This window comes from Chitinophagaceae bacterium C216, assembly GCA_028485475.2.
Taxonomy (GTDB): Bacteria; Bacteroidota; Bacteroidia; order Chitinophagales; family Chitinophagaceae; genus Niabella; species Niabella composti.
In genome coordinates, this window is sequence record CP144143.1 from 1,414,756 (window position 1) to 1,431,273 (window position 16,518).

At 40.8% G+C, this 16,518-nt stretch carries 13 protein-coding genes; 8 read left to right on the top strand and 5 right to left on the bottom strand.

Annotated elements, in window-relative coordinates; translation table 11 throughout:
* Positions 1-17: 17 nt before the first annotated feature.
* Positions 18-4,961 (bottom strand): translocation/assembly module TamB domain-containing protein, encoded by a 4,944-nt coding sequence (locus PIECOFPK_RS05870; protein ID WP_409966722.1) that lies wholly within the window; start codon positions 4,959-4,961, stop codon positions 18-20.
* Positions 4,962-5,287: 326 nt separating this feature from the next.
* On the opposite strand from PIECOFPK_RS05870, the gene PIECOFPK_RS05875 reads away from it, so the two are divergent.
* The 4 genes from PIECOFPK_RS05875 to PIECOFPK_RS05890 all read left to right on the top strand — a co-directional run bounded on the left by PIECOFPK_RS05875 (position 5,288) and on the right by PIECOFPK_RS05890 (position 8,804).
* Positions 5,288-5,530, top strand: coding sequence for a hypothetical protein (locus PIECOFPK_RS05875; RefSeq protein ID WP_330973485.1), 243 nt, complete (start codon positions 5,288-5,290; stop codon positions 5,528-5,530).
* Between the two features lie 286 nt (positions 5,531-5,816).
* Positions 5,817-6,041: a hypothetical protein gene (locus PIECOFPK_RS05880; protein ID WP_330973486.1), complete on the top strand. Its 225-nt coding sequence runs from the start codon at positions 5,817-5,819 to the stop codon at positions 6,039-6,041.
* Positions 6,042-6,189: 148 nt separating this feature from the next.
* Positions 6,190-7,218, top strand: a complete 1,029-nt coding sequence (locus PIECOFPK_RS05885; protein WP_330973487.1) for a ligase-associated DNA damage response exonuclease — start codon at positions 6,190-6,192, stop codon at positions 7,216-7,218.
* Positions 7,215-8,804, top strand: a complete 1,590-nt coding sequence (locus PIECOFPK_RS05890) for an ATP-dependent DNA ligase (RefSeq protein ID WP_409966723.1) — start codon at positions 7,215-7,217, stop codon at positions 8,802-8,804. The genes PIECOFPK_RS05885 and PIECOFPK_RS05890 overlap by 4 nt, the downstream gene beginning before the upstream one ends.
* Before the next feature lie 18 nt (positions 8,805-8,822).
* On the opposite strand, the gene PIECOFPK_RS05895 is transcribed toward PIECOFPK_RS05890, so the two are convergent.
* From PIECOFPK_RS05895 to PIECOFPK_RS05910, 4 genes are all read right to left on the bottom strand, one after another.
* The gene (locus PIECOFPK_RS05895; RefSeq protein ID WP_330973489.1) at positions 8,823-9,716 is read right to left on the bottom strand and encodes an SDR family oxidoreductase; all 894 of its coding nucleotides are present in this window, start codon (positions 9,714-9,716) and stop codon (positions 8,823-8,825) included.
* 118 nt (positions 9,717-9,834) lie between these two features.
* Positions 9,835-10,692: an RNA polymerase sigma factor RpoD/SigA gene (locus PIECOFPK_RS05900; RefSeq protein WP_330973490.1), complete on the bottom strand. Its 858-nt coding sequence runs from the start codon at positions 10,690-10,692 to the stop codon at positions 9,835-9,837.
* A 164-nt stretch (positions 10,693-10,856) separates the two neighbouring features.
* On the bottom strand, positions 10,857-12,143 hold the full coding sequence (locus PIECOFPK_RS05905; protein ID WP_330973491.1) for a prolipoprotein diacylglyceryl transferase: 1,287 nt from the start codon (positions 12,141-12,143) through the stop codon (positions 10,857-10,859).
* Positions 12,144-12,282: 139 nt separating this feature from the next.
* Entirely contained in the window at positions 12,283-12,699 is a 417-nt protein-coding gene (locus tag PIECOFPK_RS05910; protein ID WP_330973492.1) for a BrxA/BrxB family bacilliredoxin, read from the bottom strand.
* 295 nt (positions 12,700-12,994) lie between these two features.
* Here PIECOFPK_RS05910 and PIECOFPK_RS05915 point away from each other — a divergent pair, with 295 nt between their 5' ends.
* The 4 genes from PIECOFPK_RS05915 (at position 12,995) to PIECOFPK_RS05930 (ending at position 16,516) form a co-directional block, all read left to right on the top strand.
* Positions 12,995-13,441 (top strand): Hsp20/alpha crystallin family protein, encoded by a 447-nt coding sequence (locus PIECOFPK_RS05915; protein ID WP_330973493.1) that lies wholly within the window; start codon positions 12,995-12,997, stop codon positions 13,439-13,441.
* Positions 13,442-13,600: 159 nt separating this feature from the next.
* On the top strand, positions 13,601-14,869 hold the full coding sequence (locus PIECOFPK_RS05920) for a hypothetical protein (protein ID WP_330973494.1): 1,269 nt from the start codon (positions 13,601-13,603) through the stop codon (positions 14,867-14,869).
* Positions 14,870-14,999: 130 nt separating this feature from the next.
* The gene (locus PIECOFPK_RS05925) at positions 15,000-15,224 is read left to right on the top strand and encodes a hypothetical protein (RefSeq protein WP_330973495.1); all 225 of its coding nucleotides are present in this window, start codon (positions 15,000-15,002) and stop codon (positions 15,222-15,224) included.
* Positions 15,225-15,328: 104 nt separating this feature from the next.
* On the top strand, positions 15,329-16,516 hold the full coding sequence (locus PIECOFPK_RS05930) for a cupin domain-containing protein (RefSeq protein WP_409966724.1): 1,188 nt from the start codon (positions 15,329-15,331) through the stop codon (positions 16,514-16,516).
* Positions 16,517-16,518: the final 2 nt, after the last annotated feature.

Below are 16,518 nucleotides of genomic sequence, written 5' to 3' on the forward strand. Positions count from 1 at the left end.
AAGATTAATATTGTGTTTTACCTTTCCCTACCGCGTCTGTTTCGTTTTTTAAAGCTGTCGAAAATTTCTTTAAATCGATTGTAGTCTACAACCAGTGCAAATCCCAAGCCGGTTTCAATAATTTGGCCTTCGATGACACCTTCGTTTTGGTTGCGCCTATAAGCTCTTAGTCTATACCGCCCATCACGTGATAATGCGTACTCGATATTGACATTACCAGCAATATTCGTTCCCGAACCTGTGTTCCGGGATCCTTCCAATGCAAAGTCACTACCTACAGTGATGGTTAAACGATCGTTAAGCAGTTTTTTGGATAGAGCAACATTTAGATCAGTTCTTGTTTGCTGTGAACCGGTGCTATAATCTTCTTCTGACGTAAGATCGAAAGAAATGTCCACATCTTTTATCAAATCGGCGGCGAGATTATTCAGTTGTTGTGTGAGCAGACGGCTAACGCTTTGCCGTGCCAGCATTTCGGGAGAAATGCCACTGGATAAGCTTTCGAAAGGATTTTCGGATACAAACCTGTTTAAGGCCAATAAGGCAAATACTTGTTTGTTCAGTTCGCTTTCGTTAGTATTCAGTTGTTGTAAGCGCGTATAGACAATACCGCTAAAGGCGTTTCGCTCATTTTCGGGCATATCGATCTGAAAACTGATACGCGGTTTTAATAGCTGATCGGTCATTTTCAGGTACACAATAAACGGTAGCTTTTGTTTATAGGTGGTCTGTGTGGATTGATCCACGTTTTGTATCTGGTCAGCAATCAAATCGATAGCCGAGGTATTGATATTATAAGTAGCTGTGATATTGATATTCGCCTCAGTGGGAGCGCCCGTCCACTGGATATAACTACCCTGCTGCAATATGAATTTTCTTCTTGCGAGGCCTCCAATAGATAAATTATAATTACCCTCCGAAATAAGGTAACGACCAGTCATTGCAATGGTACCGCTAGGATCCATGGTTAGGTTTAATTCTGCTTCACCTTTTACTAGCAAGGCATCACCATTTGCAGGATCTACTACGATTGTAATTTCGGCTTCTTTTTCTGTAAGGAGGTTCATAGATAGATTAATGCCTTTCAGTGGAGCTCGTGTAATGCTGTCCACATCAAGTGCTTGTCGGCCGTTATTAGGTGGTGCATCCATGTCCACAAATTCTACGATGCCCTCCTGATTAACGATGTCCGGATCACTATCCGGTATGGCAAAGAAAAACCTAGTGTCTTTATTCACTCTAAGCGTACCGGTAACTTCAGGTTTGTTCATATCACCACCAATCTGAGCCATTGCAGTAAGATATACCTTGCCATAAAACAATTCATTATCTGCAACAGTCGAGTTCAATACCCTAAAGTTGTTAGCCCGCAACCTTAAATCGAAACCGAAATTCTGATAATCTTTGGTTTTAATCATGCCGTTCAGCGTTAGGGCTTGATTAGATGAATCTAGGATCGTTAGATTATTGAACTGAATTCCGTCGTCGACAAATGAGATGGTTTCATTTTTTAATCTGATATAAGAGTTCAATTGGGCGATATTCAGTCCTGCTTCTTTAAACTGCAGGTTGCCCAAAACTTTTGGTGACGTTAACGAGCCTTTAGCCGTAATGTTACCTGTAAGTGTACCACTTCCATTTCGTACCTGCCCGCCGGATAGGCTTTCGATGTATTTCAAGTCAATACGGTTAATGGCAGCAGTAATATCAAGAGCGCCTTTATCACTTGTATAATAAAATCCGGAGATTCTCAAGTCATGAGGGCCGCTAAGTGTTATATCGGCTTTATAGGCATCCTTAGTATAATTATCCGCGTATATTTCCAAATCTCCTAAGAGATCTTTCTGATAGCGAAGCTGACTCACTGCAAGATTAGCTTCTAGTTGCATAGAATCCGTTACATTGCGAAGTTCCACGGTTCCGTTGAGCAAACCGCCCACCAGTGAAGTGTCTTGTTCGGCATACCGCGTAAGCGTTTCCAGCATGAAATCTTTAAAAGCAATTTTAATGGGGGCATTAGGTGTGTCTGATATACTATTGGCCGATAACGCTTGACCGTTGTTGCTAATGACAAAGTTTCGGATGTATATGCCAGCGTTGCCGTATTGTATCAAATTATCGGCTGCAACATTCCATCGATCATAATTTAATAGCAGTTGCTGCGGATCGAGTGAAAACTGATAGGTGCCGTCTGCTGCTTTGAAATTACCACCAATGGTATATTTATCGCGGTTCTTGCTGTCGCGTAAAAAGAGGCTTACATGCAGCAAATTGTCCGCAGCATTTCCTGTAACGGCAGCATTATAAAGCTGAATAGACGGACTTTGAATGTTGGCAATATTCAATTCGTAATCCAGAGCTGTAGTATCTCTGTTGCCAATGTTCAGTTGGATGTTATTTATATTGAAGTCTCCATATGCAATGCGTGGAAAGTTTCCGTGAATAGTCAGGTTATTTGCATCCGTATTGAGCACTCCATTCAACGTTGAAGTATTAAAAGCTTTCAACTCCGGCACCAACTCTTTCAATAGCTTGGAATCGTGTACTGTTGCATGAAATTGCATGTGTTGTGGCGGAGTAGGTTTTGCAGGTGCAAAGGCGTAATATTTACTGATTTCGTTAATAAAGGCCTGACCGATTTGGGTAAGTTGATACTTTCCGTTTAGTTCGGCACTGATAATTTCTGAAGTAAGTCGTAAGTAGTTGGAAGAATCTGTAGCTTGAGCAGCCAGCTGCACAGTATCCATGTTAAGAACTTTCCCATCAGTGGCAATTTGGACGCTACTAATCACTGCAGTTCCGTTTAGATAATCAGGATCTAGGGTCGGAAAATCCAATACTGCAAGTCCGGCAATTTTCAGCTCCGTATCTGAAAAATTTAGTTTTTGCAGATCGATTCTTTTTAAATCGATGTTGCCGGTAAGGGAGGGGTACTGGCCTCCTATACTCGCACGCGCTACAATATCAAAGTGCGCATTGGAATCAGGACTACTGGTTGCTAGTTCCAATGTCTGATTGGCAAACTTGCCATCAAGCTGTATGTTCTGATAGTTATAATTATTATACTGTGCGCTTAATATTTTACCATTTACAACGGCATTTGCTGTTTCGGGAGTAATGCCGCTACCATTGAGATCCAATACCAGGCTCAATTCTCCTACATCATTTCTTTTTAAAAGCTTTCCGACATGTACTTTACTTAAGTCTACATGGGCTGTATAGGAAGGTGTTTTGGCAGAGCCACCCATTTTTGCATGGAGCTGGGCATTTCCCATGTCGGTATTTATATTGAAATGGGTCGTAAAGTTTTTTATGCTGCCTGCAAATTTCCCGGAGGCAGCAATGTATCCGGGTAATTCAATGTCTTGGGGAATGGTTCCTTTTGGTGCAAGCGCATTAATATCAGCTTTTGAGGTGCGTAATTTGGGGATATTGATATTAAAGTATGCTTTGTCTGTATCAGGTAGACCTCTGATATTGCCGGTAATATCGATGTCGGTATTCTTCATGCCGTGTAAACGAAATGTATGAATAGTGATATCGTTTAGTCGTCCTTTCACCGATGCCACCATTTGCAATTGTTGATGGCGATAAGTTGCCGGAATTGCAGTGGAGAAGTAAGCCGCATCAGCTAATCCTAAGGTTGAGTTGTCAAAGCTAAGTGCTACACCTACTCTTTCCGGGTATTTGGTAAGATCATCGATTGATGAATAAGTAAGTAGCGTATTATTATGGATAGAGGTGTGCGGTGTTTTTATAATTAAATCTTCCACACTCAATTTTTCGGTATTGTATACTACACGACCTTTTAGATCGTTTAGCTCAAATCCGCAGGTATCCTTCAGCTGAGCATCTTTTATAACTGCGGTAATGCCTGAACTGTCTATGATAAATTTTTCCGCGTTCAGACTTAGTCCTTTTACGTTCAGATGATTGAAGTCCATTACACCACCTTGCTCCCGTGGTGCGGAGAGATCGTCGTATTTTATTCTGTTATTGGCTAAAACAATATTATTGAGATTAAGGCTAAATGAGGAGGCCTCAGTAGTATCTGTGGTAGTTTTTTTATCCTCATTAGTACTAGGTCCGGGATGATAAGCAAATTCGATAATTGAGTTACTGAGTTCTCCCTTATCGGTTTGGTACTTGCCATGTGTGAGGTCTATCAACAGATCACGAAGGTGGAATGTTTTAAGAAATGCAAAGGCTTGCATATCTGAAAGCCGATCATCGTATTTCAGTTCCACTCCATTGAACGAAAAGCTTTTCACTTCAATCAAAGGCAAACTCCCTCCGGACTCGTCTTGAGTTGTTTCTATGGCTTCTACCGCTACTTGTTTAAGGGTTGTAAGAGGTTTGTTCTGAAAATAGTGTAGGCGAGTGTCTTTTAAATCTAATCTGTCGAGCACATAGTGCATGTTTTCTAGGTCGCACTTATCCACCACTGCGTTTAAACGGGTTAATGCAATGCCGGCATCATTTCCCGCTACATCATCTTTAAAATTGATGCGAATATCATCCAGAAGAATTTTACCAAGCTTCAGTTGTAGTGGTGCAGTATCTTCCTTAGGAGGTTTCACTTCTTCCTGAGCATCGCTTACCAATGAATCAACCAGAAATTGATAATTGAATACAGTATCGGGATGTAGGCGATGCACGTTGGCATAGACCCTTTCCAATGCGATAGAGTTCACTTCTACCTTATTTCTTAAAAATCCTAGCATGTTCAGCTGTACACTCAGATTTCCGGCATATAATAAGGTATCATGATTCTTATCTGCTATATAAAACTGTTGAAGTTTTAATCCAGAAGGAAAAGTAATACGAATCTGTTCCAGACTAATTTCGGTGTCTGTCTTTTTTTTAAGATAAGTGATGACTTTGTTTTTCACTAAATTTTGTACGGCAGGAACGGTAAGAGATGTCGCTGCAAGTATGACCAACAATATAATGCCGGCCACAGTCCAAAGTATAATCCTTAAAATTTTTCTTAATCCTTTACTCAAAACTATATTATCTTGTTGGCCTTACAATACTAATGAATTGTTGGCTAGGTTCAAACTTAGAAAATAATTATATAATACATGGTAATTTTTACTAATATAAAAATTAGTCCACAAAATCGAAGGTAGCCTAACAAATCTTATTCTGCAAAATGTATGCTACAACACCGATAATAAGGGTTTAAGATTTCGCATCCCGTAATCAGTTTTGGCTTGGTTTTGGTACCATTTTGTGTATCTAGGCTGAATTATCAACTACCAGGGCTACTTAAAAACATACACATATGGAATATGGCAATAAAAATGATTTCTTAATAGATGCACAGGTAAATGGGAAGTCGCAACGTGTGCAGGTAACCTATACTGAGACTACCGATGGAATACCGTTTTATATCTGCCATATCGATGGTCAAGAGATTACTCAAATCAGAAAAGACGAAAATCGGTGGAAGCAAATCTGGGGAGATATTGCAGAAGCAGATGTAAAAACCATTGGAGAGGCTATCGAAGCAAAATCCGAAACTTAAGGCTTGGCATTTGTCAATACCATTTAGCGAGGCAAAGTAGAAGAACATAGCCTGCATCAGTAGCACTTGTTAAAAGCCCTGCCAGGCTCATCTGTTTTGTAAAAAACTGAAAAAATGCTAAATTAGCAGCCGCTTTTTTAAGCGTATAGCGTACCTTTTGTGGATTTTTTACTCAGAAAATACTTGCTAGCCCATTTTCAACCTTATAGCTAGATTATTGTTATACAAAAGTCTAAATGCTGGATTTGACTTCTTTAATATTAAAAAAATATTAATTTTTTAATATATGAGAAACGCTCTAACCAACAATCAGGCAATGTTAACTGTCATTGATGGCGAGAGTGCTTATCCCAAGGAACTGCCTATTAAATTCACTGCAGATGCCATCAAGTATTTATCTTCTGTGACCACATCCATAAACCTAAAGGACTGGCGGTGGCATGAGGAGGAGATTAATGGTCAGAAGTACTACATTATAACGGACAAAATTACTTCTGCTGCGGAAAGCTAATGCTGCTTTTGTCAAAGCTTATAAAGTCTTGAGGTCAGCTTAATGGCTGGCCATTTTTATAATCACACTAAATTTTCGTACAATTACTCGTTGATATAATAAATAAGGAATGATATTTGGGTAAATTTCTATACAAATTCTTTTATCATTGAGCCTTTTACAATTTACTGCTAAAGGTATTTATTGTCCAGTAGGAAAATTTTATATTGATCCCTGGCAGCCCGTCGATTTTGCGGTGATTACTCATGCCCATGGCGACCACGCCCGTTGGGGTAGTAGATACTATCTGGCACATGAATTCTCCCAGCCTATTCTAAAGGTAAGATTAGGTCCCGACACCGTGATAGAAACATTGCCTTATGGAGTAACTAAAAATATCAACGGTGTTAAGCTTAGTTTACATCCTGCTGGACATATTATCGGCTCTGCACAGGTAAGATTGGAGTACAAGGGATTTGTGAGCGTGGTTTCGGGTGATTATAAAACTGAAAACGACGGCATCTCTACACCTTTTGAGCCTTTGCGTTGTAACGAATTTGTAACGGAGAGCACTTTTGGGTTACCGATTTATAATTGGTTAGGGCAAGTGCAAATTTTCGACAACATCAAGCAGTGGATCCTCCGCAATCAGTCTAACGGTCGCACCAGCATTTTCATAGCGTACAGTTTAGGAAAAGCGCAGCGACTCATGAAAGGACTAGAAGGTGTGGCCAACATTTTTGTGCATAGTTCCATTGAGCGACTTAATGAAGCCATTCGATCTGCTAGTATTACATTACCACATGCCAAACAATGGACGAGCGATACACCTCGAACGGCTTTGCAAAACAGTATTGTGATTTTACCACCATCCTTATTGGGAACAAATATGATAAAAAAAATACCCCACGGGGCTATAGCTATTTGTTCGGGATGGATGCAGGTGCGGGGCAACAGACGATGGCAAAGTGTGGATGCCGGATTTGCAGTGAGCGATCATGCAGACTGGCGAGGATTGTTAGATACCATTCGGTATACTGGCGCTGAGAAGGTATATGTGACACATGGCTACACCGCTACTTTTTCGAAATATCTTAATGAAATAGGTATTGCTGCTCAAGAGGTAATAACGCAATACGGTAGTGATGAGGAAGCGGAGGCCGATAATTCCAAAGAAGCAATCTCTCCGGAGGTATGAAACATTTTGCCGCATTGATACAAGCATTGGAAGTTAGCAATAAGACCAACGATAAGTTGGATGCTATCGTCGCATATCTCTCAGTAGCACCGGATGAGGATAAGCTTTGGTTGATAGCCTTATTTACAGGACGTCGCCCTAAACGACCTGTAAAAACTACGCTGATGCGACAATGGGCGCTGGAGCTTTCGGAACTTCCTGAGTGGCTGTTTCTGGAATGTTACAGTAATGTGGGAGATTTAGGTGAAACCATTAGCCTAATATTGCCTAAGCCTCAACAACGTATTGACAAAAGCTTGTCACAATGGATGCAAGAGTTGCTACAGCTGGCTTCCAAAAGCGAAGAAGAAAAGAAAACTTTTGTACTTACAGCTTGGAACGGGCTGGATTATAATGAGCGTTTTATTTTTAATAAACTCATTGGCGGCGGATTTCGTATTGGTGTATCGTCCAAATTATTGGTCAATGCGCTTTCGAAGTTTACAGGGGTAGATAGCAATACCATTATGCATAGTATTATGGGGCAATGGCGTCCAGAGGAAGCCGATTATACCGATCTCATTGCCGGTAAGCATATTAATGCCGATCACTCCAAGCCGTACCCCTTTTGTCTAGCCTATCCCATGGATAAGCCTGTGGAGGAGCTGGGAAACCCTCAGGAGTGGCAAGCCGAATGGAAATGGGATGGTATCAGAGGCCAGATGATTAAGCGGGGCAATGAGTTGTTTATATGGAGTCGGGGAGAGGAATTGGTCACCGATCAGTTTCCCGATTTACAACTTATAGCATCGTACCTGCCCGACGGTACGGTTATAGACGGTGAAATTCTAGCCTATAAAGATGGACAGGTACTGAATTTTAACCATCTGCAGAAGCGATTAAATAGAAAAGTTATTTCCAAAAAATTACAGGAAGAAGTGCCAGTAGGTTTTTATGCTTACGATCTTCTGGAAGTGAACGGCACTGATATTCGAGAAAGAAGCCTTATCGAAAGAAGACAACTATTAGAGCAAATAATTACTTCTGTTCCTTTACAGAATATAAAAATATCTCCGGTTGTAGGGTTTGCCAACTGGATCGAATTGGCAGCCTTAAGGGAACAGGCACGGCAGGTAAATAGCGAGGGGCTAATGTTAAAAGCAAAAGGCTCTATTTATCATACCGGACGTAAAAAAGGCGATTGGTGGAAGTGGAAAATAAACCCTTTATCTATCGATGCCGTTTTGATTTACGGGCAGAAGGGGAGTGGCCGCAGGAGTGGTTTTTATACCGATTATACTTTTGCTGTAAAATCGGGAGAACGGCTGGTTACCATTGCTAAAGCGTATTCAGGTCTTACCGATCAGGAAATAAAAGAGGTCGATCGTTTTATAAAAAACAACTCGGTAGAAAAATTCGGTCCTGTGCGAACCGTAAAGCCCGAGTTGGTGTTCGAAATAGGATTCGAAGGTATTGCTCGAAGCAACCGTCATAAGTCGGGCGTGGCGCTGCGTTTTCCGCGTATTTTACGCTGGCGTAAAGATAAAACCGTCAAGGATGTCAATACTTTGGAAGAGGTGCAGGCTCTGTTGGCGCAATATGGATGAGAATATGGATGAGGGCACTTATTCAGCCAGTGTTTTTTCGAGTCCCTCTGCAAAACTCATAGGATGATAATCTAGCTCTCTTTGTGCTTTTGCAATATTTAAGCCTCCATTTAGAGGACGCAGCGCCTTTTCCTGAAATGTTGCTCGGGTTACAGGTGTCAGTTGGTGTGCCGAAATATTTAAATATGCTGCTGTGGCAAGGGCCATTTCATAAGGTGTAAGCAGGTCCTTTCCTGCCAGATTATATACACCACAGGCGCGCTTGTTAATGATGGTTCTAATGCCTTTTGCTAAGTCTTCGCCATGGGTCGGTGTGCGTTGCTGATCATTTACCACTTTAAAGGGTTCATTATTTTTCAGTTTTTTTGCTATCAGTCCAATAAAACTATCCCGCCCGTAAAGAGGTTTGCCATATACAAAACTAGTTCTTACAATAGCTTTATCGAATTTATATTCAGCAACGGCGTCCTCTGCTTCTTTCTTTGTTCGACCATAGTAGCTGATGGGATTGGCAGGGTCATCTTCGGTATACATTCCTTTCTCACCGTCGAATATGAAATCAGTAGATAGGTGTACGAAGAAGGACTGATAGGTTTCTGCATTTAGCAATAATTGCAATGTGCCGTATACATTCACGTCGTATGCATCAGCCTGATTCAGTTCACATTCATCGGGTTTGCTCATAGCCCCACAATGTACTACCACCTCAGGTTGTACGAATTCAAAGGCGTCGTGTAGGGAGAATGGATCGGTAAAGTCCACCTGTATAAAGCGATAGGTTGGATACTGTTTATTGAAGGAGGAGGCATCTCCTGTGCGAGAGGAGGCAAATACTTCGTGTCCTTCTTTCAGCAAAGCAGCTACAACATGACTGCCTACAAATCCATTAGAGCCTGTTACAAGTATCTTCACGCCAATATTTTTAGACGCAATAATAATTCAATATTTTTTTATTTGAAATGAAGTACATTTCGCAGGAAGGCATAAAAAAAGCTCCGGCCACGGACCGGAGCTTTGAGTCTCATAATTTTTAACCTAAGTAGGCTTTTAGAGCGCTACTATATCTCGCCTTCTGAAGGCGTTTAATCGCACGTTCTTTTATCTGACGAATGCGTTCTTTCGTTAAGTCGTATTTCTGACCGATTTGTTCAATGGTTACACCGTTTTCACCATCAAGACCAAAATAGGCATTTACAATTTCAGCTTCACGTGGAGAGAGAGATTTCAGCACGCGACGGATTTCGTTGCGCAGTGAATCTTTCATCACATCTTCGTCGGTATTAGAACCTCCTTCCAGCAGATCTCCCATAGCCACATCTTCCGCTTCATGTACCGGAGCGTCTAGTGAAGTGTGACGGGTGTTGCTTTGGAAGATGTTATTGATTTCGGTTTCACTCATCTCCAGCAGTTCCGAAAGCTCTTCGGTAGAAGGTTCTCTTTCATGCTCTTGCTCAAATGCCATGTAGGCCTTGTTGGCTTTGTTGTAAGTGCCAATTTTGTTCTGTGGTAAGCGTACCAGACGTCCTTGTTCGGCCAAAGCTTGTAAGATGCTCTGACGAATCCACCATACGGCATAAGAAATAAACTTAAACCCTTTGGTTTCATCAAAACGTTGGGCTGCTTTAATCAAACCAAGGTTGCCCTCATTGATGAGGTCGCTAAGCGACAATCCTTGGTGCTGATATTGTTTTGCCACAGAAACCACGAAACGAAGGTTGGCCTGAACGAGCTTGTCTAAAGCACGTTGATCACCCATTTTGATACGCTGGGCGAGTACGGTCTCTTCTTCGGGTGTAATCATTGAAATTTTAGAGATCTCTTGCAGGTATTTTTCCACTGCCTGTGAGTCTCTGTTAGTAATCTGTGTAGCAATTTTTAGCTGACGCATATTGTTTATATATAACCTTTTGGTAAACTAAAGTGAAAGATTCCGCCCCAATTTAAATAATAGCCTGCAAAGGTACGCATAAAATGGAAGAAATTCAATAGTAATATACTAAAGTCTCCCACAAAACTGGGCATTAAGTTAATAAATTTATATTATAAACGTAATTAGCTGGTCCTTGGTTGCATGTTTTTGTGGTTTATTTTGGAATAAATGATTAAAACAATACCTCCTAACATCAGGCAGAATGAAATAAGCTGAGCCTGAGTCATTTCCATTCCTAGGAAATGCATTTTTACATTTACCCGTATGCGCTCAATGAAAAATCTTTCTAATCCATTAAATAGAAGATAGATGCCGAATAGCATTCCCGGTATGTGGATGCGTTTCCTTAACATCCACAATATTCCAAATAGGATAAAGGAAATAATGACCTCGTACATCGGTGTAGGGAAAACTGGTACTGGTAAATGGGTGCAATATTGTAAATCGCTACAGTTTGCTAGCGGTACGCCTGCTTCATTTACGTTATGAGGGTAGTCGTAAGCGAAGAACCAATCAGGCAAAAAGCTTAAAATTTTTGGTTTTACAAAGGATGCGTGAGCAGAGCCGTGCCGGGCGAAATACTCGGCATGGGTGGTAAGAGCCGCTTCAAAATCACCCGAAGTTGCCGGAAATACGCCTCCTGCAGGCGTGGTTTTATAAGCGCTATTGTAGATGCCCCAGTCGCCATCGCCGGCTACTTGACAGCCAATTCGGCCTATGGCATAGGCTAGCATCATTACCGGTCCCATTACATCTACAAAGTGAACAAAGGGTATTTTATGCTTGCGTGTGTACAGCCATAGAGCAACGCCGGCACAAATTAATCCTCCATAAAACGTCAGTCCTGCAGCGGAAAAGATCGAAGAAGGATCTTGAATAAAGGTATCCCAGTTTTCAAAAGCGTCGAAAAGTTTGGCACCCACTAGCCCGAAAACCAATGCAATCATGGTCATCTCGCCTACGCGATCGTGTGGCCATACGCGGATAGCGCGTTTTTCGGGTTGTGGCAGTTTTTGTTTATTGCGCTCTTTCCATTTCAGAAAAGCAAACAGTGCCCCCAGTGCAATACCGGTAAACCAGTTGCCGCTTGATGAGAAGATATATTCCTGGGTATTGGTCTTTAGGCTTTCGTCAACAAACGGTAAGGCCAGAATTTTATAACCTAATACAAATCCTAAAATAAAATTGGTAAGCAATTCGCCCCAGCTGGCGGGTTTACCTACAACAATGGTTTCCTCAGTTGGAAACATTACCCCCTCTCTCCCTTTGCGCCGAAGTTCGCGGGTTAAAACAATTGAGCTGATAATGAAAGAAACTGCAACAAAAAAACCGAAAGTGTTCAGGAAATGTAAGAATTTCCATTCTACGCCAAACCAATCGCGAAAGAGGTAGTATAAATTAGGATACATGCAGTAGGTGATTTTTGTTTTATTAGCGGCAATATTACAACAAACTAGGTTGAAATATCAGCGTTAATAAATTATATACAGCAAAGATGCGTAGCATTATGCTACGCATCTTCCGTAATAAAGATATAAAAAAATCGTTTTAAGCGCAATATTCATCGAAGGCAGCTATGAGATTTTCAGCTATCATCTGCGCCGAGCGTCCTTCGATCATATGTCTTTCGATGAAATGTACCAATTTGCCATCCTTAAACAAAGCAATGGATGGAGAAGAGGGTGGGTAGGGCAGTAAATGTTCACGAATTTTTTTTACCGCATCAATATCGTATCCTGCAAAACAGGTTGTGAGATGGTCGGGTTTTTTAGTGGCATTCGCAATAGCCATCAGCACTCCCGGACGCGCAGTTCCTGCAGAACATCCACATACAGAATTGATTACAACAAGGTTGGTTCCTCCTTTGGCCAGGCTGGCCTCCACATCTTCCGGAGTGAGCAATTCTACGAACCCGTTATCGGTGAGCTCCTCCTTCATGGGTTGAACTATTTCAGTGGGATACATACTTCTATACTGTTTTAAGATTTAAATACATTCAACGCAAATTTAGAGAAATTGTTTAGTGTAAGCCTGTAAACCTTCTCTCTTATTCGTCGAATTTATCCCCTTCCAGCATGATATATGCTTGAGCGACAAATTTACGATTAGGAATAAGGTTTTATGACGGATTGTCATTTTACAAAGGTTGAAAATGACAAAATGTCTCTATAAATGATATTGGTTCATAGTTTGAATAGAGATAGGCGAAATCGATTATTGAATAATATTCCAAAAAACAATAAAAAGGAGGATTGACACTATGAACTTAATAAAATTCAACAGCATTCCTTTTGAAAGAACTTTCAACAGTCTGGTAGATGATTTCTTTACCGAAATCCCTAGCTTATTTAAAACTGATTTACTGGTGCCGGATAAAAAAGGTTTTGCCCCAGTAAACATTACTGAAAACGAAAAAAACTATCAGATTGAGGTAGTGGCTCCAGGCTACGATAAGGCCGATTTTAAAATTACTGTAGATGGTAATTTACTTACTATCTCAGCCGAAAAGAAAATCGAAAGTGAGGAGCAAAAAGGTAAGAGTTTAAGAAAAGAATTCCATTTGCGCTCTTTTAGAAGGGTATTTACTATTGATGATAAGATTGATACAAATAAAGTTGAAGCAAAATATGTTAATGGTATCTTAATAGTAACCCTTCAGCGCAAGGAAGAAGCTAAAGCAGCGTCAAAAGAAATAGAGGTACAATAAGCAAGTTTTTCTCATAAGCAGTTAGTTTTGGTTTAAGCCCTGCGTTTCCACGCAGGGGCTTTTTTTAAAGAATATTGAAAGCCTCAGCCCACTTATTCAGGCTATTCGACGTCTATTGCCTAACTTTGTAAATTCTGTGAATTCAAACACTTATCAGTTATGCGCAATATCAAGCTGGCCCTTTTATTAGTAGTGTTTTTACTTTCGTTATCAGTGAGATCGCAGGTGAGACCCGATAGCATAGTATTGAAACCCGCAACTGAAGTGTCCCGCATGGATTCTTTAAGAATAGTGAATTTCAGCCCCTTTTTCTCATTGCATGTGGATTCCAGTCTCTCTTATAAATTTTTGATTAATAAGGATCCCAAAAAATATTACTGGTTCTTGAAAGAAGCTCCGGTGGGTTTTAAGATGGATAAAGATAATGGGGTACTTTCGTTTAAATCTAATAAATCATTGTTTCTTGCAGGCCGATTAAAATATGATCAGGAATATCCTGTAAAAATTGGTGTGCAAAGTTTGTCTAATCCTTTGGATAGGCTGGATACTACCGTCCGTGTGATCTTTTATAGTACTGATGTAGTATATCCCCGAATTAAACCTTCGGTGGTAAGTCCAGTTACGATTGTGGAGGGAGATCGACTGAGCTTTAGTGTATTGTGTGAAAACGGTAATTTCCCCATTGATAAGATACTTGTATCCAGCGATGTGTCCATTGGTAATTTCAAATTGCCCAAAACCTGTGACGATTATTTTGAGTGGGTGCCAGGATATGACTTTGTTACGGATCAAGACCCCAAAGGGGAGCGTGTCGTGAATCTTGAATTCATTGGTAGTACTAACTTTAACTATGCTGATACGGCTCGTGTAAAGGTGATTGTGAAAAACGGATTAAATTATGATATAGCGACAAAAGAATATAATGACGCCCTCAATAATCTAAAAACTTGGATACTTCGATATAAATACACCTTTCTGCAGTTAGACAAAAGGCTTAGAAAAACGAAGAACTGGCGGTCGGGATTTGATATTACCACTGCAACAACTACACTTACAGGTACTGTGCTGGCAACAACTGCGGGTGAAAATAAAAGCAAGCAAAATACGGGGAAAATACTGCCCAGCATAGGTGTGGTCGCTATGCCGGTGAAAGAAGCTGCTGCCCCTCAGAGAACAACAGAGCAAAATCAAGCGACGTTGTTGCGTACGAACATTAAGCGTTTGGATTATATTCTTACCGAAAATCAGCTGTCGGGCGATAGAGATCCTCTCATTTTGGTAAAAACCGAGACGCTGAAAAAAGAGTTAAGACAAAGTCAGACACAGCTAGCAGAAGTACCTACTGAGATGTCGGAAAATCTTTCGGAGAAACAGCTGAATGAATATTTCGATGATCCGAAAGTGCAGAAAAAATACAGGCTACGGTAAAAGGCGCCGAACTTGTTAAGAGTTCGCTAAGGTGCGTAATTATTCGCCTTTAAATTTTTTCGGTTGAAGAAAATTAATTACTTTGCACTTAACACGAATTAATTTTCTTCATTCTTTAAAAACGCATTTTATGGAAACAACTTATATCGATCTCTCTCAGGACGAACTGCAAGTAACAAGATTGGATGAAACTTCGGCAACAGCACAGGCTTATGACGGAGATGGAGATGGAGGTGCTGACGGAGGCGATGGCGCTGATGGAGATGGCGGAGCCGATGGTGACGGCGGAGCAGACGGCGATGGTGGCGCTGACGGAGATGGTGGTGCAGACGGTGATGGTGGAGACGGCGCATAAATCTTATAACGCTTGAGTTCTATTAAAAAACTTTTTACAAAGCTGCAGTGATATTCTTTTCTGCAGCTTTTTTACATTTTGCATTTACATAAATCATATTTTATATGACGCGTTTTTTTGAATCGATTATCGCACCTTATACTATTGACGATTTTTTTACCCGATACCACGAAAAGGATATTCTATACATTAACCGCAACGATGCATCTTATTACAACCCTATACTTACTTCACAGGAAATTTCAGATTATCTGGATAGACAGGATATCTTTTACCCTTCTGTGCGTATGGTAAAAGACGGGAAGGAAGTTCCTAATGGCGAATACACGCTCAAAAGCACACCTATAGGCCATCACAGAAAAGATGGAATTATCAATACCGATAAAGCTTTTGCACTGTTTAACAACGGTGCTACCTTTGTAATTCAGGCAGGACAACGTTATTTTAATAATCTTTCTCATTGCTGTTTGCAATTATCGCAAAAATTTAATTCACCCGTTCAGGCCAACTTATACATTACGCCCAGTCGTTCGCAGGGATTTCATCCGCATTGGGACACTCACGATGTATTTGTACTGCAGATAGCTGGCACCAAAACCTGGCACCTATACGGCTTTGAAAAAGAACTACCTACCAAGAATCAATCTTTCGTTAGCAAAGATTATAACAAAGAGCCCTTACAAACCCTTCAGATTAAGCCTGGAGATTTTCTATATGTACCTCGTGGCTATGTGCATGATGCCGTAGCCGATGATGGCGTTTCGGCACATATCACCATCGGTATACTCTCTTTCACCTGGGTACGATTCTTCAACGAAGTATTTCCGCAACTGGAAGCGTTTAAAGAATTTAGAGAGGCGGTTCCGTTTTGGAAAGACAATCTTGACGAGCTAATACAAGAAAAGGTAAAACTTCTTACGCAAAAATTATCAGAGCTGAATTTTAAGGATGGCATAGAGAGGCTCAATAAAAGTTACCGTACTGCACAGCCGCAACCAGTACGTAATTATTTTGAAAGCGTATGCAATGTACAGTCTATTCAGCCGCAAACGTCTTTTCGCTTGAATGAAGGGGTACTTTTCTCTTCTGTCGAAAATGATAACGGTTTTGAACTACGTTTCTGGGGAAAGGCTATCCAGTTAAGCAATGCAGTGCGACCGGTGATTGATTTTATATTTGAGCGCAAGCAATTTACATTAGACGAATTACCAGGCGAGTTGAACGAGGAAGTCAAAAAAAAACTGCTTACGCAACTAGTGAAGGAGGGCGTTGTTTATATTGAAGCGTTATAAAG

Excerpts from the sequence above, each read along its gene's own strand:
- PIECOFPK_RS05875 (WP_330973485.1), top strand. The coding sequence starts at position 5,288 with ATGGAATATGGCAATAAAAATGATTTCTTAATAGATGCACAGGTAAAT.
- PIECOFPK_RS05880 (WP_330973486.1), top strand. The coding sequence starts at position 5,817 with ATGAGAAACGCTCTAACCAACAATCAGGCAATGTTAACTGTCATTGAT.
- PIECOFPK_RS05890 (WP_409966723.1), top strand. The coding sequence starts at position 7,215 with ATGAAACATTTTGCCGCATTGATACAAGCATTGGAAGTTAGCAATAAG.
- PIECOFPK_RS05900 (WP_330973490.1), bottom strand. The coding sequence starts at position 10,692 with ATGCGTCAGCTAAAAATTGCTACACAGATTACTAACAGAGACTCACAG.
- PIECOFPK_RS05905 (WP_330973491.1), bottom strand. The coding sequence starts at position 12,143 with ATGTATCCTAATTTATACTACCTCTTTCGCGATTGGTTTGGCGTAGAA.
- PIECOFPK_RS05910 (WP_330973492.1), bottom strand. The coding sequence starts at position 12,699 with ATGTATCCCACTGAAATAGTTCAACCCATGAAGGAGGAGCTCACCGAT.
- PIECOFPK_RS05915 (WP_330973493.1), top strand. The coding sequence starts at position 12,995 with ATGAACTTAATAAAATTCAACAGCATTCCTTTTGAAAGAACTTTCAAC.
- PIECOFPK_RS05920 (WP_330973494.1), top strand. The coding sequence starts at position 13,601 with ATGCGCAATATCAAGCTGGCCCTTTTATTAGTAGTGTTTTTACTTTCG.
- PIECOFPK_RS05925 (WP_330973495.1), top strand. The coding sequence starts at position 15,000 with ATGGAAACAACTTATATCGATCTCTCTCAGGACGAACTGCAAGTAACA.
- PIECOFPK_RS05930 (WP_409966724.1), top strand. The coding sequence starts at position 15,329 with ATGACGCGTTTTTTTGAATCGATTATCGCACCTTATACTATTGACGAT.